Source organism: Oceanobacillus saliphilus, from assembly GCF_023522835.1.
Lineage (GTDB): Bacteria > Bacillota > Bacilli > Bacillales > Amphibacillaceae > Oceanobacillus > Oceanobacillus saliphilus.
Genome location: NZ_JALCZU010000001.1, coordinates 62,088 through 84,845, shown reverse-complemented (window position 1 = coordinate 84,845; position 22,758 = coordinate 62,088). Strand labels below are relative to the sequence as shown.

The following is a 22,758-nucleotide window of genomic DNA, read 5'->3' as shown; positions in this document are numbered from 1 at the left end:
AGTGTAACAAGAGAGTTTAACGGAAACAATATGCTATTCTATCCAGCTTCCAAGGGTTCCGCCCCGGCATAATTACCTAAAAGGCGTGTTTTCTAGCCCTTTTTTCACTTTGAGATGCGCTTTTTATCGTTTAACGAAGGAAAATCCGGTGTAATTACATCCGATTTTTTAATATATTAATGATTCTTTATCTAGTTTTAATAAATCTTAATCTGGAAGAAATGTATTGGTAACAAAGGGGGGTTCCTACTAACCAGGCCAAATATACCGATTGTAGGAAAAACCGACATGTTGTCGATTCTCTGGGCATTTTGTCTAATACCCTTCTTTTTTTTTAGATGCTAAAATGAAATGAAATCACTGCAAAGGAAGTGTCCGAATGAAAAGGAAAAGCACATCTCCATCGCGAAAAAAAAGGAATCTAGGCCTTAAAATTACACTTGGAATCATTTTCATTCTTATTTTAGGTGCAGGAGCTTATGGATTTTCCGTATATAACTCTGTTACCGAAACACTCAAAAAAACGCATGAACCACTGCAACGTACAGAGGCAGAACAGCGTGTGATTAACTTATCAGAGGGGGATCCTATCTCGATTTTGTTGCTTGGAGTAGACGAGCGAGAAGGAGACCGTGGGCGCCCGGATTCATTAATTCTATTAACGGCAAATCCAGAAGACGAATCAATTAAAATGTTAAGTGTACCCCGTGATACTTACACGGAAATGATCGGTAAAGAAACAAAGGATAAGATTAACCATTCGTATACATATGGAGGGGTTGACATCACTATTAAAACGATTGAAAACTTCCTGGATGTCCCGATTGACTACTATGTGGAAGTTGATATGGAAGGATTTAAAGATCTTGTAGATGCTGTTGGTGGTGTGACGGTCAAAAACACGTTGGACTTTTTCTATGACGGGACAGACTTTCCTGTCGGCGAAATTAATTTAGACGGTGAAGAGGCTCTCAAGTATTCTCGTATGCGCTCTCTAGACCCACAGGGAGACTTGGGCCGACAAGAACGCCAGCGTAAAATCATTCAGGCTTTTATCAAAGAAGCGGTGCATATCGAAACGCTCACAAACTATGGAAGTATATTAGATGTGATTGGCGACAATGTTAAAACCAATTTAACGTTTGATAATATGAAGGAAATTCGAGCAAACTATGCCCAAACTAGGCATAATATCGATCAAATCCAATTGGAAGGAAGCGGCAGGGAAGAAGAGGATGTCTTTTATTATATAGTGCCAGAGGAAGAGCGGGCAAAGCAGTCAGAGGTGCTGAAGAAGCACTTGAATATTCAGGATGCTGCGGTTGAATAAGATGAAGATTAACGTGAGCAGGTGAAATTGTGGAAATGATCTTCATTATGGCGATGAAGATCAAAGCGAGCAGGAAAAGCTGTTGAAATGAACTTCATCAAGGCTATGAAGGTCAAAGCGAGTAGGAAAAGCTGTTGAAATGAACTTCATTATGGTGATGAAGATCAAAGAGAACAGGTGAAGCTGTGGAAATGATCTTCATGATGGCGATGAAGATCAAAGCGAGCAGGTGAAGCTGTTGAAATGATTTTCATGATGGCGATGAAGATCAAAGCGATTGGGGAAAGCCGTAGAAATGACCTTCATCAAGGCGATGAAGATCAAAGCGAGCAGGAAAAGTTGTTGAAATGACCTTCATTATGGTGATGAAGATCAAAGCGAGCAGGGAAAGCTGTGGAAATGACCTTCATCAAGGTGATGAAGATCAAAGAGCGCAGAAAAAGCCGTAGAAATGATCTTCATCAAGGCTATGAAGATCAAAGTAAGAAAAAAAGCTGTTGAAATGATCTTCATCAGGGTGATGAAGATCAAAGCGAGCAGGAAAGCTGTTGAAATGAACTTCAACCGTGCAATGAAGATCAAAGCGCGAAGAAAATGCCGTAGAAATGATCTTCATTAAGACTAAGAAGACCAAAGCAATCACAAAAAGCCATAGAAATGACCTTCATCATAAAAAGCAAAACCCCACTAAAATCAATCAAATAAAAGTATTTAGCTCATTACACCCTGTCCTCCTGAAATTTGAAAAAACTAATAACTATAATTTCGGCAAAAGTCTGTTATACTACAAAACAGACCCGTTGGTATGTTAGGAGAAATACATCGAATATGGATACAAAATCGCTATTAATTGATACTGCTACAACTCTTTTTCAACAAAAGGGTTATAAAAATGTTGGACTTAACGAGATTTTAAAAGCTTGTAATGTTACAAAAGGAGCGCTTTATCATCATTTTCCAAATGGAAAAGAAGAATTATTGATTACTTGTTTACACGGTTTAAATGAAGACATTACAACAGACATCGAAGCTATTTTTAGTAGGCACTTATCTACAGAGGACGCCATCCTTTCCATGATCGATAAGTTAATTGGTAACTTTGAAAAAAACGGCACCATTATCGGTTATACATTTAGCAGCATTGTCAGTGAAATGGCCACGATGAGTGAGCCGGTCCGCATTGCTTGTAGTGCTCTATATGAAAACATGCAGGCAATTTATCATGAGAAACTTATGACAGAAGGCTATTCAAATGAATCAGCTTCTGCTATCGCAATGTTGTTGACCACTTCGATTGAGGGTGCCATTATGCTTTGTATAACTCAAAAATCCGCAACCCCATTGAAAACAATTGCCACATTATTACCGAGTATTTTAAAAGTGAACAAATAAATAAGACAGATCCGTTATTACGTGCGTTTGTTAGACTGATTGCATCTTTGTTTGATATGCCTGACGTTTATTCATACCAAAGCGTGATTTATTATTTGCTTATTCATCACTGTATTTGCTTATGTATTTAGCGTTGGTATCAACTATTTGATTTTGAAAGGAAAAAAACAAACTATGCATCAAGACAACAGACTACCAAAAAACGGCAAAGAGGGCGCGATATTCGGCGCAATTATTGTAACATTATCCGTACTAATGATGGGATCGATCAACATCATCCTTGCAGCTGGAGAATTTAATAAAGATGTTGCAATGAACATGTTAATCTTGTTACCGATTATTTGGGTTATCGTTATGATTATTGAACCACTAGCAATCGGTCGCTTTGCCGAATTTTTATCATCAAAATTTATTTCGCAAACAGACGGTTTTGCTGCTCGCATTATGTTCCGTACTATTTTTACCGTATTAGGGATGTCATTTACCATGACAATTATTGGAGATATCCTTGGAAATGGCTTCACAAAAGATATTTTTGCTCACTTTATCCAAATCTGGCCTCGTAACTTTGTTATTGCTCTATTTTTGGAGAGTGTAGTGATCCAGCCATTTGCGCGTTTCGTCATGGTTAAAATGCACGCAGCGCAAGATAGAAAAGCCGCAGTTCAAACGAATACACAAATTATCTAATAAAAAGCGCTCAGTCTTTAAAAAAGTCTGAGCGCTTTTTATTATGAAGCTGGCGTACGGATGACTAAAACATCGCATTTGGCTGAACGGACGATTGCTTGAGATACCGAACCTATCAAGTAGCGCTCTACTTGCGTGCGCCCTGTAGCACCACAAATAATTAAGTCTGCATCTACTAATGTAGCAATCTCATTTGGAATCATTATTCTAGGTGAACCATATTCGATAATGATATTCACATTTTCAACACGAAAAGCTGCCGCGCGTGCTTTATATCGATCTAATGTTTGTCGAGATTTTTCTTTGACTTCTACAGCAAGTTCTTTATCAAGAGGTCCCAAGAAGCGCGTATCAATAATGTTAACGATGTTTAATTGTGATCCTTGATGTTCATATGCAACATCAAGTGATTTACGAAACGCATATTCCGCCTCTTTAGAACCATCTACAGCTACTAAAATACTTTTATAATGAACTGTCATTTTGTCGAAATCCCCTTTAATCATGTAATGCATGATTAAAGATAATATAACATTAATTACTAGCAATGGTCCAAGGGGATAGGAACCTTGGACCAGAATATTTCTAATAGTATAGACGGAGTTTTATACTGTAGGCTGTTACATTACATCTATAAAAAAGTAGTTTATAACAGATTTGATTATTAAGCTCAAAGTTAAAAGGAAAGCTGTAAAAATGACTTTCATCATGGCGAAAAAAGCCTTCTATCTAACAAACGAACCGACACTGGAAAGTACAGCATTACTTTCGTCTACACTAGGTTCTTGATAAGCAAATTCATTCTCGGGAATATCATTACTTAGCGTTAAGATTTTATTCAGCACACGTTCAGCTTCCATTCCTTCCAATGGAGTCGGTTGGTAGTTATTTCGTTCTGTAACGGAAGAAATACTTGTTGGGATAATCCTTATATCCTTCGTATCCGTTAGCTCATCAGAGGCAAAATGGAAAGTTTGCTGGAAAATAAATGTATCCTTGTCATCCGGATTTCGGTTTCCGCCAAACATAAAGTTTCCAAGACTATAGACAATATATTTTGATTGATATTCCTCAATTCCTTGTACTACGTGTGGATGGTGACCAAGCACTAAATCTGCGCCAGCATCAATGGTGAACCTACCGAGAGATTGCTGTGTAGCATTTGGATGATAATGCCGCTCCTCTCCCCAATGAAAGTTAGCAATGACGATTTGTGCACCTTGTTCTTTAAGAGAGGCGATATCACCTTCAATTTGCTGACGTACTTCATTTGTATCATTCCACCCGTTATATCCAAAAGCACCAATGGTTATGCCATTTATTTCTTTCAACAAAAACCTGTCATACCCGAACGAATCAATATGATATGTACCGAGATTCATAATCGTATCCTCGTAGCCTTTTTCCAGATAATCATACGTGTGATTGTTAGCGAGATTTACCGCTTCTATACCCGATAAATTTAAAATTTCGGTATAGGAAGGTTTTCCCGCAAACCGAAATGTTTTCTCAGCTTTATGATGGCTGGAAGTTAATGTGGTTTCTAGATTAACAATTGTCAAGTCGTCGTCATGAAAGATGGGGGCAATATTTTTCCCGAAGTGCTCAAGGCCAGAAACGTCCACTTCATGATGGAATGTCCCATGATATCCAAAGCTATCATCACTGCCAATCGTGACATCACCCGCTGCACTGATCGTTACCGTATTTTCATAGTTAGTTACTTTATCAACAATTGCTGAAAAATCTACAGTCTTTAAATAATCTCCATTAAGCATGTCGGGTATAATAACTTTCTGTACCTTTTCGATAAATGGATGTTGATACGGTTGGTGAGAGAAAAGAACGGAAAAGCAAAGTAAAAAAGGAATAGATCGTAAAGACATCTTATCAACTCCATTTTATAGTTATCATTTTATTTTGCATTGTATGAATTATAACAAAATTAAAATGCGTTTTTATAGATAATCGTACGACAATTACTTACAAAAACCGGGGAAGGGAAAGGGAAGCAGATGGGAAAAAGGACGCGGCACCAGCTCCTATAAAGTCAGCTAATATTAAAGATTCTAAAAATTCACTTGACATTAAATAATAAATGCTCTAAAGTTTAGTTCAACAATTTAATTTGAAATTTTTCTTATCCAGAGAGGTGGAGGGACTGGCCCATTGATACCTCGGCAGTAGGCTATTTACTAGTACTATGCCAATTCCAGCAAGCTTAGGCTTGAAAGATAAGAAGAGATAAAAAATCCTTTTAACCCTCTTCTTATTTATTGAAGGGGGTTTTTTATGGATTTAAACAGAGTAATTTTATAGGGAAACTTGTTATAAGTGGCGATTGAAAATCAACAGGAGTTTTTATATTTTTTTCGATGATTATCTAATTGATCTAGAAAAGAAAATAAGTGGATGTAATGAACAAAAAAATACAGAAATGAGGTTTTTTCAATGCATGAACAAGATCATTATATTCGAAATTCTAAAGATGAAAAGCTCGTACACTATGCAAAAAAACTTTCTAGTGAAATTCAATTAACTGCTGCCAAGTACGATGAATCGGGTGATTTTCCTTTTGAGCATTTTGAGCTTTTGGAAAAGGAAGGATATTTTAAGTTAACCATACCCAAAGAATATGGTGGCGATGAGCTCTCGCTATATGAAATTTTATTGGTTCAGGAACAATTAGCTAAAGGATCAGGTTCAACAGCTTTAGCTGTCGGGTGGCATTTGATGACATTTTTTAGTCTCAGAGATTACCGTCCTTGGAATGAGGAAATCTTTCAGAAGTTGTGCCAAGATGCTGTACAACGAGGAAGCTTGTTGAATGTTTTTGCCACTGAAAGTAATGCAGGAAATATTGTTAGAGGCAGTAAGCCAACAACAATCGCTACGAAAACAGATGGTGGATATGTTATTAGTGGTAGAAAATCATTCGCTACATTGTCACCAATCTTAGAACATTTTACGGTTCTAGCTTACATTGAAGAAGAAGACAAAGTAGCTGAATTTTTAATAGAGAAAGATGAATCTGTAAGTGTTATTCCTACGTGGGACGCACTAGGAATGCGGAGTACTGGTAGCCATGATGTAGGGTTGAACAATGTTCATGTGCCAGGCCACGCACTTCTTTCCTATTCGGAAAAAGAGAATCGGTTCTCAGGTAATAGTAGTGCCTATACATTACAAATTCCAGCTATCTATCTTGGTGTTGCTTCTGCTGCAAGGGATTTTATTATTAATTATGCCGAAAATAAATTTTCGCCAAGTCTAGGAAATGTGATTTCAGAGGCAGCACATGTGAAACAGAAAATTGGTGAAATTGATATTCATTTAAGTGTTGCACGTAATTATCTTTATTCCCTAGCGGAGAAGTGGGATAGCCGGTTAGATTTAAGAAATAAATTATTCAATGAAGTTTCGATTGCAAAATATACGGTATGCAATAACGCGTTAGAAATCGTTAAGTTAGCCATGAATATTGCAGGTGGTAATGCTTTATCTAAAGAACTCCCATTAGAAAGGTATTTTAGAGATGTACAATGTGGACTCTATAATCCGCCACATCCGGATATGGTTATTAATCAAATTGCTACAAGTGCATTCGAAGACTATCGAAAGAAACAATCCGTTCATTCATAGGAGGAGATTTCAATGAGTAAAAAACAAATGCATTTAGGCTCTTTTTTCACAACGTACTTGGGACATCATCTTGCAGCTTGGCGCTACCCAGAAACGAAAACAGAAGAAGTACTTAACTTGAGTTTGTATAAAGAAATCGCGGAACTATCGGAAAAAGGGAAATTCGATATGCTTTTTATCGCAGATGTTCTTGCACATAACGAGGAGGATATCGAATATACACCACAAGTAAGGTTGGAAGGTCCTACGGTAATGGCATCACTTTCTGCGGTGACAACTAAAATTGGATTGGCATCTACCTTATCGACCACGTATCATCACCCCTACAATGTAGCAAGGGAGTTTTCAACTCAGGATCATTTAAGTGGGGGCCGCGCAGCTTGGAATATTGTTACCTCTGCCCATGATAATGAAGCGCAAAATTATGGAGAAACACATCATTTGAATCATTCATTACGGTACGAAAAATGTGAAGAATTTGTTCAAGTTACAAAGCAACTTTGGGATAGCTGGGAAGATGAAACACTATTGTTTGATCGGGATAATGGGAAGTTTTTGGATGGCAGTAAGATCAATCCTATCCATTTTCAAGGAAACTATTATAACGTACGAGGACCTTTAAATATTCCTCGGTCGCCTCAAGGAAATCCAGTACTTATATCTGCTGGTGCTTCCCCAAGAGGGCAAGAGTTTGCGGCTAAAGTGGCGGATGTATTTTTTACCATCGCCTCTTCAACCGTTGAAGAAGGAAAAGCTGTTTATAAAGAGATGAAGCAAAAGGTAAGAAGCTATGGAAGGGACCCAAATCAATTTAAAATTATGCCTGGTGTAGTGCCGTTTGTAGGCCAAACGCAAAAAGAGGCAGAAGAAAAGCTGGAACACTTTCAAGAACTAATATTACCGGAATTAGGAATTGGGATGTTATCAAGATATCTTGGTATCGATTTAATCGATCATTCACCTGACTCCCTGCTTCCTGAAGTGCCAGCTTTAGCTCAATATAATGGGGAAAAAGGTAGATTCAAAATATTATCCGAGCTCTCTGAAAAGGAAAACTTAACCATTAGACAATTGGGTCGTTTATTTGCTAGAGGGCAAGGCCATTTATTTGTTGTCGGATCGGGAGACCAAGTGGCAGATAAATTAAGTGAATGGTTTCTTAATGAGGCATGTGATGGTTTCAATGTGAAAATTCCTTATTTACCTGGCGGGGTTGCGGACTTTGTGGATCATGTAACTCCTGAATTACAAAATCGAGGACTTTTTAGAACAGATTATGAAGGAACAACACTCAGGGATCATCTCGGGTTGGAATATCCCAAAGCAAAATTAAAGACAAATGCTTCACATAACTAATCTATTAAGAAAGGGAGAAGAACAATGAACAAAATCCTATTAACGATCTTTACGTTATCTTTTTTCATACTATTTACCGCATGTGCAAGCTCTGGGGCTTCGGGAAATGAGACGATTAAAATTGGGGTAACAGGAGGGCCGCCAGAGGAAATTACGAATATCGTACAAGAGGAAGCTAAAAAAGAAGGAATTGATTTAGAAGTTATAAAATTTAATGATTATATAACGCCAAATCGTGCTCTAAATAGTGAAGAGTTAGACCTAAATATGTTCCAAACAAAACAATTTTTAGGTCAATATGTGGATGATCGTAATGCCCCTCTTGTAGCAATAGGGTCAACATATAACAGTACGATAGGTATCTATTCTGAGAAGTATAACCGTGTTGATGAAATTCCTGATGGAGCGACATTAGGAATACTAAATGATCCTGTTAATACAGGCCGATCGCTACTTCTTTATGAAGAAGCAGGGTTAATCACAGTAAAACCTAAAGATGGACTTTTAACGTTGAATGATATTGATGAAAATCCAAGAAACTTCAAGTTCACCGAAATAGAGGGCCCGTTAATGCTAAGAACACTAGGTAGCATTGATGCTGGAATTGTGGCTAGTACACATGCTTTTGATCAAGGTCTGAGACCAGTGGAAGAAGCTATCTATTTAGAAACCGGAACGGAATTCCCCATGGTGGTAGCAGCTAAGGAAGCGGATAAAGATAATGCCGATTATAAACGAATCACGGAACTGTATCATTCCGATGCAGTTCGGGAGTTTATCGAAGACAGATACAAGGACGTCATTATAGTCACGGATGATCCTTTTCAATTAGATTAGGGGGCGGACGTAAATGATTGAGTTAAAAAATATTAATAAGACGTTTAGCATTGGAAAAACGCAAGTAGAAGCATTGAAAGATGTAAATATTCAAGTTTCAAAAGGAGAGATTTTTGGAGTCATTGGTTTTAGCGGCGCAGGTAAAAGTACGTTATTGCGTATGATCAATCTTCTTGAAAAACCAACAAGTGGAGAAGTAAAGATTGATGAGAAGAATCTCTTGACCTTAAATGAAAAGGAATTGCGAAACGTAAGAAAAAAGATTGGCATCATTTTTCAGCAATTTAATCTTTTATCTTCTCGGAATGTGTTCGATAATGTGGCGGAAATTCTGCGTATGAATCACGTTCCGAAAAACGAAATACAACGAAAAGTGGAAGAATTGCTTTTGCTTGTTGGGTTAGAGGATAAAGCAAATCAATATCCAGCTAATTTATCTGGTGGACAAAAGCAACGTGTCGGCATTGCTCGTGCTTTAGCAATGGATCCCGAAATCTTATTATGTGATGAAGCAACATCTGCTTTAGATCCGCAAACGACAGATTCGATTTTAGAATTGTTATTAGATATTAATAAAAAGTTAGGTTTAACAATTGTTCTAATCACCCATGAAATGGATGTCATCAAAAAAACATGTGATCGTGTAGCAGTTATGGAAAATGGGGAGGTAATTGAGCAAGGAACCGTGCTTGATGTTTTTAGTAATCCTTTAGAAGCGACAACAAAGATTTTCTTAAGAAATTTATATGATGATACCATCACGGAAGATATGGTGGTGAGATTAGGCGAAGCTGGCCATTCCTATATTTTACGTTTAGCTTTCCGTGGTGATTCAGCCTTAGATCCTGTTCTAAACGTGATTTCATCTAGATTTTCTGTCATAACCAACATTGTACATGGATCCATTACGTATTTAAAAGGTACCCCGTTAGGTATTTTGCTGGTCCATATTTCAGGTGAGGATGCTAACTTAAAACAGGCCATATCTTATTTAAAGGAAGAGGTATACCATGTGGATGTACGCTTGGAGTTAAAAAAGCATTATGAGGAGGTATTGGCACAATGATGGAAAGGTTTGATGAACTACTCCCGTTATTTACCACATCTTTATATGAAACCATTTTAATGGTGGGCATTTCACTCGTAATAGCAACTATCATTGGGGTTCCTTTAGGAGTATTGCTTGTTATAACAAGAGCAGGTCATCTTGCTCCAAATAAATGGTTATTTCAAATACTGAATACGATCGTTAATATTATTCGATCGCTTCCATTTATTATTTTAATGCTAGCCATCATTCCATTTACAGAATTGATTGTAGGTACATCGATCGGGATTAGAGGAGCGATTGTCCCGCTTATCGTTTATATTGCTCCATTTATTGGAAGGCTTGTCGAAACGGCTTTACTTGAAGTGGACTACGGAATTATTGAAGCATATCGAGGAATGGGGGCATCACGAATCCAAATCGTTAGTCGTATCATTCTTAGAGAAGCGCGGTCAGGAATTTTACTATGTATGACAATCGCCCTGATTGGTTTAATTGGCGCTACAGCAATGGCAGGTGTCATCGGAGCTGGAGGTCTTGGTGATCTTGCTCTCCGATATGGCTATCAACAATGGGATTTACCAGTAATGTTCGGTACGGTAATCATCTTAATAGTTCTAGTCCAAATCATCCAATCTCTTGGAAATTATGGTGCGAAAAAGCTAAAGAAAACAGTGTAAAAGAAAGTATCGTTACAAGGACGCAAGAAGAGGCGCTTCGTCTGTTTTGGGTGCCTGTTACTTCTCGAATTTTGTCACTTTATGTCGAAGAATAGTGGATTATAATGCTATAAGAACATGTTAAAATGAAGTAGCAACTGAAATTGTGAGGGTGGTTGGTTGTCGCTCTTCTTTCCTTTTAGAGGAAAGGAGGTGATAATGATGGAAACATTTCTTGAAATCATACGTGAAATAACGAAGGGTATTGTTCGTGAAAGTGCGGCATATATCTTTCGTAAAAACGTATTTGATCAAAAGAAAACCACCCCGCGCCGTAGGAAGCAAAAGGGTGGTTCTCGAAAGACTAAAAACTAGTTTGACAACCACCACCCTGACGGTAGAGGTTGCAGAGAGAAGTGTTGCAACACTTCTCTCTTTATCTATATCCATTATACATAAAATTATTCTAAATTTCTAGATATAATGCTTAAGTTTAAAGGGGAGGAACCGTCCCCATGCTTCCTACTGTAGACAAAAATATTTTAAATGGCTATACTTAAACTATAGTTATTACATATTAACAATTCGGAATAATTTCCTTATTTTCAATCTAACTAAATATGCGAAAAAATAGGATGATTTTTTATCATTAAAAGGGAAGTTGGTGCAAATCCAACGCGGTCCCGCCACTGTAAATGTGAGTTTTCTTGTAATTAAGCCACTGTTTTATTTCAAAATGGGAAGGCGTTAGAAAACAATGATCATGAGCCAGGAGACCTGCCTATTTTTACCGCCAATTTATAAACCTACGAGGATAGGGGGTGTGGCTTACAGTAGTTATTTGTCATAGTTATTTATGATACATAGCTCGTATTTCATTGTACATCTCTTTTTAGTAGAGATGTTTTTTTATTGCGAAAAATACAATTTTTGGAGGTGAGGGAATGGTTCGAAGTAGTAAAAAGTTACTTATGGTCGTTATGGCCGCAATTCTATTATTCTCTCAAGCTGGGTTGTTTGGACTACAATCGGTAAATGCAGCAAGTTTAGATAATGCTGTTACTGTCTCAGCGATTGAAGAAGATGGTACGCAAGTTTTAAATCCGGTAGCGGTAGAGATTTCGGATGGAGATACTGCCTTTGACGTGTTAGAAAAAGCTGATGGAAAGCTGGAATCAGATTCTTACGGTGATATGGGAGAGTTCATAACAGGAATCAATGGAACTCAAGAAGAATTTGGACAGAATTTCTGGTCATTTTATGTAAACGGTGAATTCCAAAGTATGGGTGCTAGTTCTACCGAAGTTTCTAACGGAGATAATATACAATTTGTACTTACAACTATTGAGGGGAATCCGTCAGAAATTGCTGTTACTGTCTCTGCAATGGATGCTAATGGTGAAGTAGTTATAGAGGAGAAAGTTGTCTCTATGCCAGAGCACACAACTGCTTATGATGCATTACTCAAAGCAGCTGCCGATCAAGGTGTCCGTGTTGGTGTTACAGTTGATTCCGAATACTTAACCTTTTTGAATTATTTAGGGGAACCATTAGAAAGAGGCTGTGAATTCTGGTCAACTTCTATGAATGGTGAAATGATGATTGTAGGGTTACTCGGTCATACAATCCAAGAAGGTGATGTACTCGAGCTTGTAGTAGATGATTGGTGTGCTCCTGAGGAACCAATTGTTGAAGAGAAAGATGAAACAGAAGAGCCAACGAGTAATGAAAAAAATGGTGACGAAGAAACTAATACCATTGAAAAAAATAATGATGTAGATACAGACTATGAAAAAGCATTAATCAACGTTCTCGATTATTTAGTAGCAAATCCAAGTCAACTGGATTGGTATGGATTTTCAGCACTTCATTCTGCTGATGTAAGTATTTCAAGTCAATTGGCTGATGATATAGCTGCATCCATTGCAAAAGATTATATTGAAAATAGTGGATATGCCACAGATGTTGCTAAAGACATCATCATTTTAACTTCTGCAGGATATAATGCAACAGACGTTAATGGAATCAATTTAATAAATGTATTACTCGAGAAAGATATGAATACAAGTAATCGACTTGTTTATAGTTTGATAGCTATTAACAGTGGAGACTATCAACTTCCACAAGAAGATAGAACGAGATTAATAAATGAAATCCTCGAATTAGAATTACCTGCTGGTGGCTGGTCATTTTTTGGTGATAATCCAAGTCCAGATATTACTGGTATGGCACTATTAGCTTTAAGTCCATATAAAGATCAAGCCGAAGTTAAAGGCGCAATCGATCGTGCAGTAGCTGCAATGTCCACACGACAAGGTGAAAAAGGTGGATATGACGAGGTGTTCAATGGTGGGTATTCCGCCGAGTCTGCCGCTATGGTCATTGTAGGATTATCTGCTGTTGGAATCGACGCAACAAGTGATGCCTTTACAAAATCAGAAGGAAATTTATTAGAGCATCTCCTTGATTATCAAAGGGAGGATGGCAGTTTTAAACATTTAATCGATGACACATCTTCAAGTGTGTTCGCGATTAATCAAGGTGCCCTAGCTCTAGTTGCATATGATAAATTCAAGAATGGAACTGGAACAGTGTTTAATTTCCATAATAAAGATCAATCTGATGAAACAGACGACAGTAAAGATGAAAATTTAGATCAAGATAAGGACGAAAACAAGGACAAAGAGAAGCCCGATGATACGAATGACCCTATAAAAGAATTGAATAAAGTTAACGTTACAAAAGAAAATTTAAACAACTATGAACAGGACCATGCCGTCATCGTGACACCAGAAAACGGTACGCAGCAATCCAAGTTTGAAGTATCAGTAGATAGTGAAGTTATCGACTATCTAATTCAGGAAAACAAACCACTTGTCATTGATAATGGAAATACAATCGTTACAATTCCAGTTGATGTATTGAAACAATTACGTGAGCATGGAGAAACAATTGAACTAGTCTTAGTTGAACAAGAAGCAGATGGTGCTCTAGGAGCTGTATATGACTTTTTATTAAAAGTTGATGGAAAAATTGTTTCTGCGTTCGATAGTCCAATTACAATTGAATTAGCAGTAGATGAAGATAAAGTGAAGGATATTGATCCAAATCTTGTTAAAACTTTCTATTACAATGAAGAAACAGAGCAATGGGAAGTGAATTTAGATAGTAACTATGACTCGAATACAGGCTTTGTTACATTTACAACAACCCATTTTAGTACGTTTGGTGTATTTGAATATGATGGGGAAGTTAAACCAGATCCTGTCAATCTAGAAGAAGATAAAGATGAACAACTAACTGGAACAAACAAAACCTCACCAACGTCAACAAGTACGAACGCTGAAGGCAAAGCTTTACCGAATACAGCTACAGATATGTTCAATCTATTAGCATTCGGTCTAATTCTAACTGCAGCTGGTATTGCACTGTATATTATGTACAGAAGAAAAGTGATGGAGTAAGTTTTCTTATGGATAATCTGTACAATTGTGCAGATTATCCAATCCTTTTTAATAGAAAGGAAGTTTTTTATGAAACAGCTATTTCGATTAGCAATTATCGTGTACGCTTTATTTTTTCTTGGAGCTTGTGGACAAGGACAAACGACGGAGTCACAGGTCAACCAATTTTCTGATGCAGGACTATCGACAACCTCTATGGAAACAAAAGATCTGGTCGAAATCAGATCAAATGAAGAGGAACGAGAAGTACGAGAAGATTCTGATGAAAAAGCAACAACGGAAGAAAATACTGTAGATTCCACACAAAAAGAAACAACTCAAGAAAATAATGAAGATAAAATGGAAGAAACTGCAGTTTCTGATTCATCACAAGATAATCAGAGTGACACAAATGCAAATCGTAACACATCAAAAGAAAATCAGACGACCAGTACATCATCAAATTCAAATCAGTCATCATCCAATAAATCCGATAATCAAGGAGCAACCACTAACCAGTCATCATCAAGTGACACAGCAACCTCTTCTGATAACAAGGATTCAGATACATCTAATCAGACGACAAAACCGAAGCAACGTTCTAAACCGACAGAAAAGGAAAATCCGCCAGCCCCTACTCCAAAAAACACAGTAACCGTGTCCGTCGAAAGCCCGAGTGATTTGAGCGGTCCCAATTTTGCACCAACGGAGGTTGAAATAACCGATGGGGAAACTGCCTTTTCTGCTACGTTGCGTGTATTGGATAGCAAAGGCATAAGCATTGATTACACTGGTTCAGGAGCAACTGCTTATGTTAAAAGTATCGGTGGTCTCGGAGAATTTGACGAAGGTCCATTAAGTGGTTGGAATATTTATGTTGACGGTGTTCTTATTCCTAGAAGTGCCGACGCTTATGAAGTGTTTCATGGCCAATCCATCCATTGGAAATATACAAAGAATTACTTGGAAAATTGAGTGATGTAAATGCCTAGAGGATTTCGTTCTTTTCACCCATTCGTATTAATGCTTTACTATATTGCTGTGATTGCCGGTCTTATGATAAATCAGCACCCGTTTTTCTTACTAGCAGCGTTTATTTGCCTTGTTTTCGTTAATCTTATTCTTGATAAAGGTGTCGAACTGAATAAATGGAAATACATGATTTTATTTTTAAGTTTGTTCGTACTTGTGCTCACGCCTATTTTTAATCAGCAAGGAAACATCGTACTATGGACCGTTTTTTCACGAGAGATTTATTTGGAAGCCATCATCCAAGGTTTTATGATTGCATGTACTTTGTCTGGGATATTAGCTTTGTTTACAACCTTTTCTATTGTGATAACGTCAGATAAGTTTCTTTATATGTTTTCAAAAGTTTTTCCGAAATGGGCTTTGATCCTGATGCTGGCGCTCCGTTTTGTCCCATTATTTCGCAAACGGCTTTCAGACATTCAAGATGTACAAGAAATGAAAGGCGTTTCGATGAAAGATGGCAAGCTACGCGAAAAAGCACAAAATGGTATGCTATTTATTCAAATCTTACTGACATACTCCCTTGAAGAAGCGATTCAAACAGCTGATTCCATGTCAGCAAGAGGCTATGGTTTACAAAAAAGAAGCAACTATGAAAGTTACGCGTGGAAATTGCGAGACAGCTACGTACTCATTTATATAATAGCTTTTAGCTTGCTTATCATCATAGGCTGGCAGCTTCATGAAAGTGTACTAATGCTAGCACCAACTTTAGAATCAATTGCACTAGAAGGAAATAGTTGGTTCTATCTCATTGGTTGGATTTCGCTAATCAGTTTACCCATTTGGACAGAAGGTAAGGAGGTCATGAAATGGAGCTTTTATCAGCGAGATCTTTAAATTTCACGTACCCAAAATCCTCCGATCAAGCTCTGACGAATATTGATTTTAACGTTAATGAAGGTGACTTTATGGTGCTTTGCGGACCTTCAGGGAGTGGAAAGTCGACACTCGTCCGCTTATTTAAGCAAGAATTGGAGCTTCATGGCGAAAGAATTGGAGAAATTAAGTATAAAGGAGCTCGGCTTGAGGATAATGATCCGTTCCTATTGGCGAAAGAAATTGGAATGGTATTTCAAGATCCTGAAAATCAAATTGTGATGAATACGGTGATGGAGGAATTGCTTTTTGGCATGGAGAACTTAGGTTTTTCTTCTAATGAGATGCGAAAAAAAGTGGCAGAAATTGTTCATTATTTTGGCTTTCATCATTTATTACATCAACGTACGAGTGAGCTTTCAGGCGGAGAAAAGCAACAAGTTAATCTTGCTTCGATATTATTGCTTGACCCAAAAATACTTATCTTAGATGAACCAACGGCACAACTGGACCCGATAGCAGCGAAGGATTTTATACATTTATTAAAACAATTAAATGATGAATTTGGCATTACGATCGTCATCGTAGAGCATCGATTAAACGAATTATTTTCCATTGCGAATCGGATTGTCATGCTTGATAAAGGTCAGATTAAATTCGATGCAAAACCTCGGGATGCGATTAAGTTATTCTATTCAAAAATGGATGCCTATTTACCTGAAGCATCTCAGCTTTATCTAGCTTTTATGGAAGCAAAGGAAGCTTCCAACGTTCCATTCACTGTGAAAGAATCAAAGCATTGGTTGAGCGGAATGGATATTACGCTTCGTAGTACAGTGGATGAAGAAGAAGCCTCCTACATAAATAAGACGTTGCTTGAATTAAAAGAAATTGACTTTCGCTATGCAAAACATACAAAACCCGTCTTGAGTAACTTATCATTAGCAGTACATGAAGGTGAATGGTTGGCTATCCTTGGTGGTAATGGAACTGGTAAGTCAACATTACTTAAAATAATCGCAGGGCTCAAAACGTCCCAACATGGCAAGATCAAATATAAAGGTAAGAAAATAAAAAAGATGGATCAAAAACGGATTGGCTATTTACCACAAAATCCGAAACTTTATTTTTTACATGAAACATTGCAGGAAGAGTACCATGCATTGGGAGAAAAACATGGTAAATCTGATGATGAAGTGTTTGAATTGGTAAAAGAATTTCAGATGGAATCCCTATTACACCGCCATCCATATGATTTAAGTGGAGGGGAATTACAAAGAGCAGCGTTGGTCGGTATTTTAATCGGTAACCCGGAGTTATTATTATTAGATGAGCCAACGAAAGGTCTCGATCCAGCGTTTAAAGATGAGTTTGCCAAGGTTATTCAATCTGTAAGGAAATCAGGTGTGACTATTGTTATGGTGACACATGATATAGAATTTGCAGCAAAACATGTAACAAGATGCAGTATGATGTTCCAAGGCGATGTAATTGTTACAGAGAAGACGACTACCTTTTTAAAAGAAAATAATTATTACACGACAATGATTAGCCGAATCACAAAGGACAGTCATGTTCCAACCGTCGTAACAGTGGAGGAGGCAAAAACGCATTGGCTAATGAAAAAGGAATTACTTTCGTCGGTGTAGCTATCTTTTTTCTACTATTAATGTTTTTTCCTGATCTGATTATAGAACATTATTTATTTATAAGTATTTTATTTATTATCGCAATACTAATGCCATCGATTATTCGTACTTCAAGAAAGAATATGACAAGCAGAGAAATGGTGATGCTAGCGGTTTTAGCAGCTATTGCAAGTGTTTCCCGTATTCCATTTGCATCTATTCCAAGTGTCCAGCCGACAACCTTTGTCATCATCGCTTCCGCCATTGCATTAGGACCCCAGAGTGGGCTAATCATTGGAGCTTCAGCTGCACTTATTTCCAACATGTTGCTAGGCCAAGGACCATGGACACCATGGCAAATGGTATCCTGGGGAATGATTGGCTTCGTTGCTGGCTTATTTGCGAAAAGTTTTTTCATGAAAAGGCTGACCTGGCGATTGATTTATGGTTTCATTGTAGGGTTTCTTTTTGGCTGGGTAATGAACCTTTGGATTCTCTTTAGTGGCTTCGGTGAGCTTAATTTGGAAACGTTCATACTCTTAAACACATCGAGTTTCTACTTCGATTTAGCACACGCCTTATCGAATGTCTTTTTCCTGTTTTTATTTAGTGGAGTATGGATTAAAATTCTGAATCGTTTTAAGGAGAAGTACGGTGTGTTTGGGGATGGTGGATAATCAGTTGTTAGGGGGCCTGTCATCAGAGGGCACAGGAACAGGCAGGCACCTCGTCCATTCGAATCGTATAGTTTATTGAAGGTCTCACGAAGAAAGTAAAAGAGTCAGTAAGATGAGCGCCTAAGAAGTATAGCAAGAAATATGGTGAAAAAATCAATCGTATTTGAACAAGCGGCATAAGAATAGATATCTTGAACATGTGGATGCTTATACTAAATTGTGTGAAGATAGAATAAGCTATAACGCCCTTTTGTCGTGATTGCGTTAAAAGGTTTAGTTGGATTTGCAGAGCAAACATTAGGATTCCATAGGTGGCAGTCCTCCTGCTTTAAAGTAAAGGGGTGAAATCATTAATTCTTTATAATTGTTTTTTCAACGCCTTAATTTCTTCCATCTCTAGATGTGTGACTTCTGATATAAGATCAATACTTAATCCTTTTTTAAGCATTTCTATGGCTACTCTTTTTACTGCAAATGCATCTCCTTCAGCTCTCCTAATTTCCTTCCCCTTGGGATGTTATCAGTCCCTGTGTCCGCAAGAGGAGAAAAATGACTGACAGTACTAAAAAAGGGAATGAGTACCACCAGCAGCATATCAAATATTACGGATGAAAATATGACTCCCATTGCCCATGATGATTTATTGCACGATCTAGTATTTCGTGGCCTAACTGGAATTATTGACTTTGAGAGAAGAGCACTTGAATCCTGTAAGCAAGCGGCGATTGAAAAATTCATTACAAGTGGATGAAGTTAAATTTTCTAGTTAAAAAGTATACACTACTATTAACAAGCGTTGGAGGAATTATAATGGATGAAAAAGATTTATTAGAGAATGGTTATCGTAAATATACAGGAGAAGCAATAGACGTTTTCTTTAATAAAGATATTTGTGTTCATTCTGCACGTTGTGTAAAGGGAAGTCCAGAAGTTTTTAATACAAAAAGAAAACCTTGGGTACTGCCTGATCAAGCGCAGGCTGATGAAGTTGCTAAGGTTATCGATACATGTCCCTCAGGAGCTTTAAAGTATATTCACAACGGTCAAACAGAAGCATTACCATCAAAACTAGCAAATGATTACGAGGAGGATTAACATGGAGTATCAATATACAGAAGAAGTAAATCGTTTTGTTGTAAAGGATGAGCAGGATAAGGAGGCTGGAGAGGTAACCTTTACTAGAGCCGGAAATCATATTCTTATTATCGATCATACAGGAGTAGAAACTGCCCATCGAGGTCAAGGTTTGGCTGAAGAACTTGTTCGAAAGGTAGTAGACAAGGCAAAGCGAGAAGAGCTGAAAATCATGCCACTTTGTCCATTCGCAAAAAAAGAATTCGAGAAAAATGTAGCGTATCAGGAATTTCAACATAAATAGTTTCAAACGGAAAGAAGGACAGGTACCGCGTCCTTCTTTTATCTTGTGTTCCAATCATTTATAGCCAGGATGTGCAGAAGAAATATTTGCGAATAAACCAGTGTTAATGAACATAACCATTAGTTAAATATGGATAGAGTTTTACCTTGTTTTATTTTCTTCAGATAGAGTAAAGGCTGTTAAATTACATATAGAATACCTCATCAAGGATATTCAGATCAAAGTGCAATCGAAAAGCTATAGAAATGACCTTCATCAAGGTGATCCAGAGGACTTTTCACCCCTATGAAACTCTTAGAGGTCATGTGCAAATATCTTAAGGTCGTTTGAAGATTTTTTGCCTCATCATTTGTTGAATAAAAACTGGATTTACGCCGTCTTGGGTAGAAAAACAGTGCCGTAATGTATGGGAGGAAATCTTTGCGTCGAGTTCCAGTTTGTTTCTAAGATAATTTTTTGTATTTTTTATGGTCTTCGGATGAATATGAGTTCCCTCTTTTTGCCCTCGAAACAACCAATCATTTTGAGTATAAGTTGTATTTGAAAAATAGACTTCAAAGTATTCTCGCAGCACCTGAAGCGCAGTCTACGATAGAATTGTATATCGATTGGTATCATGTTTTGCCTTATCTATGTAAATACTCATCCTTTTACTGGAGATATCCCCTATTTTTAATTTAGCTACTTCACTAACGCGCATTCCACTACCATACGTTAAGAGTAAGATAGCTTTATGCTTCAAATTATCGGTTGCGTTTATTAGGAGCCATATTTCTTCTCTAGATGGAATAACAGGAAAATTTTGTTTTATTTTCATCCGTGGAACTTTGATTGGACTCCATTCATTTTCTAAGACATACGTATAGAAAAATTTAATCGCTGAAATATAATTATTAATCGTTGCTGAAGAAAGATCACGTTCCTTTGTGAGATAAAGAATATATTGTTGGATATCTTCAAAATCCGTGTCATCCAAGGGTCTATTGTGCCTCTGCATATAAGTTAAGAAAGCATTCATTCTGTGAGCATAAGATTCTCTTGAGGATTCTGGCAAAACCCTTTAATTCAGAGTACAAATCTATTTTTTGTTTATATTTCTCCATCATAATCCCTCCAAAGATAGTTTTATTAATTAGTTATCTAATAAATAATCCATGGGAGGGGGAGATCGGATTGCCTTAAAAAATCGAGGATGTATTTTTCTTCTATTCCTTGATATAATTCTCATAGAAAAAGTATGCCTTTCTTTTTTTGGATTGTTTGGTTTGGTGATTAAACAATACCATAAAATAGAGCATAGTTTTTCTTTTTTTGTGTATTAGTTTTTGAATTTTTGGTTTTTAGCCATCGCAAAGCGATTTCGTTCTTCTCGCGTTTTATGCAACGGGAGAATCGTCCCCCCTTGTTTCGCAAAATAAAATAATTATTTGAATAGTTGAAAAAAATAATTGACTTACTAATATTATTGTCTTACAATAAGAATCAGAAATAAAAATTCTAAATATTCCTTTTAGTGTAAAGACGCGGGAGGAGGTTAGTAAAGAGGTCGTAAAATCACGAAGCTATTTAAAACCATTGTAAGTTTATCGTTCTTAGAGTCCAAAAATTGTAAGCGTATTCAATAGGCGGCAGTAGGACATTTTTTCTTTTTATGGGGCAGGTGAGGAGTTATCTAAGTTAGTCCTAACATTAAAATTTAATTGTAGGGGGAATTTATTTTGAAGAAAATCAGAAACATTGCTTTGGTTGGTTTGTTAATGTTAGTGGCTATATTGGTAGGATGCTCAGATCAAAATGCGCAAGCTGATGATCCTGATGGCGGGGATATTCCAAGCCATGTGTCAATTGTTGGAGCATCTAGTGGAGGGACATTTTTTCTAGTAGCTAACGGGATGGCTCAATTGTTCAATGATGAAATGTCTTCAGGACAGTATTCAGCGCAATCTACTGCTGGTACGCCTGCGATATATAAGGCATTAGACTCAAATGATGGTGATATCGGTTTTGGGCAATCAAGTATGGCATACGATGCGATTAATGGAGAAGGGCAGTTTGAAGGTAATGAGATAACTAATATGTTAGGAATGACTTATATGTATCCAAACGCGATGCATTTAGTTGTAAGCAAAAGCTCTGGTATTAAAACACCTGAGGACATCCAAGGAAAGAGAATAGGAGTTGGAGAACCTGGTGGGGGCGTAGAGGTAGATTCCACAAGATTGCTTGAGGCTTTGGGGATAGATATGTCAGAGGATATCTCAGCTGAATATGTAACAGGTGGACAAGCTACGGACATGATGCGAAATAATCAATTGGATGGAGCGATTATGCCTGGTGGTATAGGTGCTTCAAATATTGTAGATATCTTGAGCACGGGAGAATATGAACTGGTACCATTTTCTGCGGAACTTGTAGATAAGGTTATGGAAGTGAATCCTGCATATTTCCCTTTAGAAATACCGGCAAATACTTATCCGAATCAGACAGAATCTATCGATATATATGCTGAAGCAAATTGGTTATTTGCCAGAGCTGATCTCTCAGAAGATTTTGTTTATGAAATGTTAACCGTTCTTTATGATAACCAGGACTATATGATAACTGTTCATAATTCTAGTGAAAATATGACACTTGAAAACTCTCAAAATGGAAGTATGATACCACTACACCCGGGTGCAATCAAATTCTTTTTAGATAATGGTGTAGATATAGATTAATTTTTTTGGAATTTCAATCCTGGATCCTATTTAAAATAAAATAGAATTGGACTCAGGATTGAAAAGTATTAAACATAGAATCTATTTAGAATAAGAGGAGTTGTCTATGT

Annotated in this window: 20 protein-coding genes, 1 pseudogene and 2 riboswitches; of the genes and pseudogenes, 18 read left to right on the top strand and 3 right to left on the bottom strand. The window is 37.2% G+C overall.

The annotated features are described in order from the left end of the window. Positions 1-379 precede the first annotated feature (379 nt). The 3 genes from MN204_RS00375 to MN204_RS00365 all read left to right on the top strand — a co-directional run bounded on the left by MN204_RS00375 (position 380) and on the right by MN204_RS00365 (position 3,412). Positions 380-1,330 carry an LCP family glycopolymer transferase gene (locus MN204_RS00375; RefSeq protein WP_249869088.1) on the top strand — a complete coding sequence of 317 codons (951 nt, stop codon included), beginning with the start codon at positions 380-382 and terminating at the stop codon, positions 1,328-1,330. Positions 1,331-2,158: 828 nt separating this feature from the next. Next, the gene (locus tag MN204_RS00370) at positions 2,159-2,722 is read left to right on the top strand and encodes a TetR/AcrR family transcriptional regulator (protein ID WP_249869087.1); all 564 of its coding nucleotides are present in this window, start codon (positions 2,159-2,161) and stop codon (positions 2,720-2,722) included. 174 nt (positions 2,723-2,896) lie between these two features. Then, positions 2,897-3,412, top strand: coding sequence for a DUF2798 domain-containing protein (locus MN204_RS00365; RefSeq protein ID WP_249869086.1), 516 nt, complete (start codon positions 2,897-2,899; stop codon positions 3,410-3,412). 41 nt (positions 3,413-3,453) lie between these two features. Here MN204_RS00365 and MN204_RS00360 read toward each other — a convergent pair whose 3' ends face one another. Continuing rightward, positions 3,454-3,894 carry a universal stress protein gene (locus tag MN204_RS00360; RefSeq protein ID WP_249869085.1) on the bottom strand — a complete coding sequence of 147 codons (441 nt, stop codon included), beginning with the start codon at positions 3,892-3,894 and terminating at the stop codon, positions 3,454-3,456. Positions 3,895-4,137: 243 nt separating this feature from the next. Next, on the bottom strand, positions 4,138-5,298 hold the full coding sequence (locus MN204_RS00355) for a CapA family protein (RefSeq protein ID WP_249869084.1): 1,161 nt from the start codon (positions 5,296-5,298) through the stop codon (positions 4,138-4,140). A gap of 251 nt (positions 5,299-5,549) precedes the next feature. Continuing rightward, a riboswitch (SAM riboswitch) is annotated at positions 5,550-5,653 on the top strand. Between the two features lie 210 nt (positions 5,654-5,863). Here MN204_RS00355 and MN204_RS00350 point away from each other — a divergent pair. The 14 genes from MN204_RS00350 to MN204_RS00285 all read left to right on the top strand — a co-directional run bounded on the left by MN204_RS00350 (position 5,864) and on the right by MN204_RS00285 (position 19,931). Next, positions 5,864-7,054, top strand: coding sequence for an acyl-CoA dehydrogenase family protein (locus tag MN204_RS00350; protein ID WP_249869083.1), 1,191 nt, complete (start codon positions 5,864-5,866; stop codon positions 7,052-7,054). Between the two features lie 12 nt (positions 7,055-7,066). Beyond that, positions 7,067-8,410, top strand: a complete 1,344-nt coding sequence (locus tag MN204_RS00345; protein WP_249869082.1) for an LLM class flavin-dependent oxidoreductase — start codon at positions 7,067-7,069, stop codon at positions 8,408-8,410. Between the two features lie 24 nt (positions 8,411-8,434). Continuing rightward, positions 8,435-9,247 carry a MetQ/NlpA family ABC transporter substrate-binding protein gene (locus MN204_RS00340; protein ID WP_249869081.1) on the top strand — a complete coding sequence of 271 codons (813 nt, stop codon included), beginning with the start codon at positions 8,435-8,437 and terminating at the stop codon, positions 9,245-9,247. A gap of 13 nt (positions 9,248-9,260) precedes the next feature. Continuing rightward, positions 9,261-10,313, top strand: a complete 1,053-nt coding sequence (locus MN204_RS00335) for a methionine ABC transporter ATP-binding protein (RefSeq protein WP_249869080.1) — start codon at positions 9,261-9,263, stop codon at positions 10,311-10,313. Continuing rightward, positions 10,313-10,975: a methionine ABC transporter permease gene (locus MN204_RS00330; protein WP_249869606.1), complete on the top strand. Its 663-nt coding sequence runs from the start codon at positions 10,313-10,315 to the stop codon at positions 10,973-10,975. The genes MN204_RS00335 and MN204_RS00330 overlap by 1 nt, the downstream gene beginning before the upstream one ends. A 198-nt stretch (positions 10,976-11,173) precedes the next feature. After that, positions 11,174-11,329 carry a hypothetical protein gene (locus tag MN204_RS00325; protein WP_249869629.1) on the top strand — a complete coding sequence of 52 codons (156 nt, stop codon included), beginning with the start codon at positions 11,174-11,176 and terminating at the stop codon, positions 11,327-11,329. Between the two features lie 240 nt (positions 11,330-11,569). Beyond that, positions 11,570-11,753, top strand: a riboswitch (cobalamin riboswitch). 145 nt (positions 11,754-11,898) lie between these two features. Then, positions 11,899-14,418 (top strand): DUF4430 domain-containing protein, encoded by a 2,520-nt coding sequence (locus MN204_RS00320; protein WP_249869079.1) that lies wholly within the window; start codon positions 11,899-11,901, stop codon positions 14,416-14,418. A gap of 69 nt (positions 14,419-14,487) precedes the next feature. Continuing rightward, positions 14,488-15,372 carry a DUF4430 domain-containing protein gene (locus tag MN204_RS00315; RefSeq protein ID WP_249869078.1) on the top strand — a complete coding sequence of 295 codons (885 nt, stop codon included), beginning with the start codon at positions 14,488-14,490 and terminating at the stop codon, positions 15,370-15,372. A 9-nt stretch (positions 15,373-15,381) separates the two neighbouring features. Beyond that, positions 15,382-16,269, top strand: coding sequence for an energy-coupling factor transporter transmembrane component T (locus MN204_RS00310; protein ID WP_249869077.1), 888 nt, complete (start codon positions 15,382-15,384; stop codon positions 16,267-16,269). Further along, on the top strand, positions 16,242-17,897 hold the full coding sequence (locus MN204_RS00305) for an ABC transporter ATP-binding protein (protein WP_249869076.1): 1,656 nt from the start codon (positions 16,242-16,244) through the stop codon (positions 17,895-17,897). The genes MN204_RS00310 and MN204_RS00305 overlap by 28 nt, the downstream gene beginning before the upstream one ends. Before the next feature lie 20 nt (positions 17,898-17,917). Then, positions 17,918-18,553, top strand: coding sequence for an ECF transporter S component (locus MN204_RS00300; protein ID WP_249869605.1), 636 nt, complete (start codon positions 17,918-17,920; stop codon positions 18,551-18,553). A gap of 574 nt (positions 18,554-19,127) precedes the next feature. Further along, complete coding sequence (locus MN204_RS00295) at positions 19,128-19,304, top strand: hypothetical protein (RefSeq protein WP_249869075.1); 177 nt, start codon at positions 19,128-19,130, stop codon at positions 19,302-19,304. A gap of 59 nt (positions 19,305-19,363) precedes the next feature. Continuing rightward, positions 19,364-19,648, top strand: a complete 285-nt coding sequence (locus tag MN204_RS00290; RefSeq protein ID WP_249869074.1) for a (4Fe-4S)-binding protein — start codon at positions 19,364-19,366, stop codon at positions 19,646-19,648. A gap of 1 nt (position 19,649) precedes the next feature. Then, a complete protein-coding gene (locus MN204_RS00285) occupies positions 19,650-19,931 on the top strand; it encodes a GNAT family N-acetyltransferase (RefSeq protein WP_249869073.1) in 282 nt (93 codons plus the stop codon). Between the two features lie 316 nt (positions 19,932-20,247). Here MN204_RS00285 and MN204_RS00280 read toward each other — a convergent pair. Then, a pseudogene (locus tag MN204_RS00280) lies at positions 20,248-20,928 on the bottom strand (tyrosine-type recombinase/integrase). A 721-nt stretch (positions 20,929-21,649) separates the two neighbouring features. Between MN204_RS00280 and MN204_RS00275 the strand changes: the two are divergent. Next, positions 21,650-22,648, top strand: a complete 999-nt coding sequence (locus MN204_RS00275) for a TAXI family TRAP transporter solute-binding subunit (protein WP_249869072.1) — start codon at positions 21,650-21,652, stop codon at positions 22,646-22,648. Positions 22,649-22,758 lie beyond the last annotated feature (110 nt).

Excerpts from the sequence above, each read along its gene's own strand:
- MN204_RS00375 (WP_249869088.1), top strand. The coding sequence starts at position 380 with ATGAAAAGGAAAAGCACATCTCCATCGCGAAAAAAAAGGAATCTAGGC.
- MN204_RS00285 (WP_249869073.1), top strand. The coding sequence starts at position 19,650 with ATGGAGTATCAATATACAGAAGAAGTAAATCGTTTTGTTGTAAAGGAT.
- MN204_RS00300 (WP_249869605.1), top strand. The coding sequence starts at position 17,918 with ATGTTTTTTCCTGATCTGATTATAGAACATTATTTATTTATAAGTATT.
- MN204_RS00355 (WP_249869084.1), bottom strand. The coding sequence starts at position 5,298 with ATGTCTTTACGATCTATTCCTTTTTTACTTTGCTTTTCCGTTCTTTTC.
- MN204_RS00295 (WP_249869075.1), top strand. The coding sequence starts at position 19,128 with ATGAGTACCACCAGCAGCATATCAAATATTACGGATGAAAATATGACT.
- MN204_RS00340 (WP_249869081.1), top strand. The coding sequence starts at position 8,435 with ATGAACAAAATCCTATTAACGATCTTTACGTTATCTTTTTTCATACTA.
- MN204_RS00305 (WP_249869076.1), top strand. The coding sequence starts at position 16,242 with ATGGAGCTTTTATCAGCGAGATCTTTAAATTTCACGTACCCAAAATCC.
- MN204_RS00290 (WP_249869074.1), top strand. The coding sequence starts at position 19,364 with ATGGATGAAAAAGATTTATTAGAGAATGGTTATCGTAAATATACAGGA.
- MN204_RS00365 (WP_249869086.1), top strand. The coding sequence starts at position 2,897 with ATGCATCAAGACAACAGACTACCAAAAAACGGCAAAGAGGGCGCGATA.
- MN204_RS00370 (WP_249869087.1), top strand. The coding sequence starts at position 2,159 with ATGGATACAAAATCGCTATTAATTGATACTGCTACAACTCTTTTTCAA.
- MN204_RS00350 (WP_249869083.1), top strand. The coding sequence starts at position 5,864 with ATGCATGAACAAGATCATTATATTCGAAATTCTAAAGATGAAAAGCTC.
- MN204_RS00325 (WP_249869629.1), top strand. The coding sequence starts at position 11,174 with ATGATGGAAACATTTCTTGAAATCATACGTGAAATAACGAAGGGTATT.
- MN204_RS00360 (WP_249869085.1), bottom strand. The coding sequence starts at position 3,894 with ATGACAGTTCATTATAAAAGTATTTTAGTAGCTGTAGATGGTTCTAAA.
- MN204_RS00320 (WP_249869079.1), top strand. The coding sequence starts at position 11,899 with ATGGTTCGAAGTAGTAAAAAGTTACTTATGGTCGTTATGGCCGCAATT.
- MN204_RS00335 (WP_249869080.1), top strand. The coding sequence starts at position 9,261 with ATGATTGAGTTAAAAAATATTAATAAGACGTTTAGCATTGGAAAAACG.
- MN204_RS00345 (WP_249869082.1), top strand. The coding sequence starts at position 7,067 with ATGAGTAAAAAACAAATGCATTTAGGCTCTTTTTTCACAACGTACTTG.
- MN204_RS00310 (WP_249869077.1), top strand. The coding sequence starts at position 15,382 with ATGCCTAGAGGATTTCGTTCTTTTCACCCATTCGTATTAATGCTTTAC.
- MN204_RS00330 (WP_249869606.1), top strand. The coding sequence starts at position 10,313 with ATGGAAAGGTTTGATGAACTACTCCCGTTATTTACCACATCTTTATAT.
- MN204_RS00315 (WP_249869078.1), top strand. The coding sequence starts at position 14,488 with ATGAAACAGCTATTTCGATTAGCAATTATCGTGTACGCTTTATTTTTT.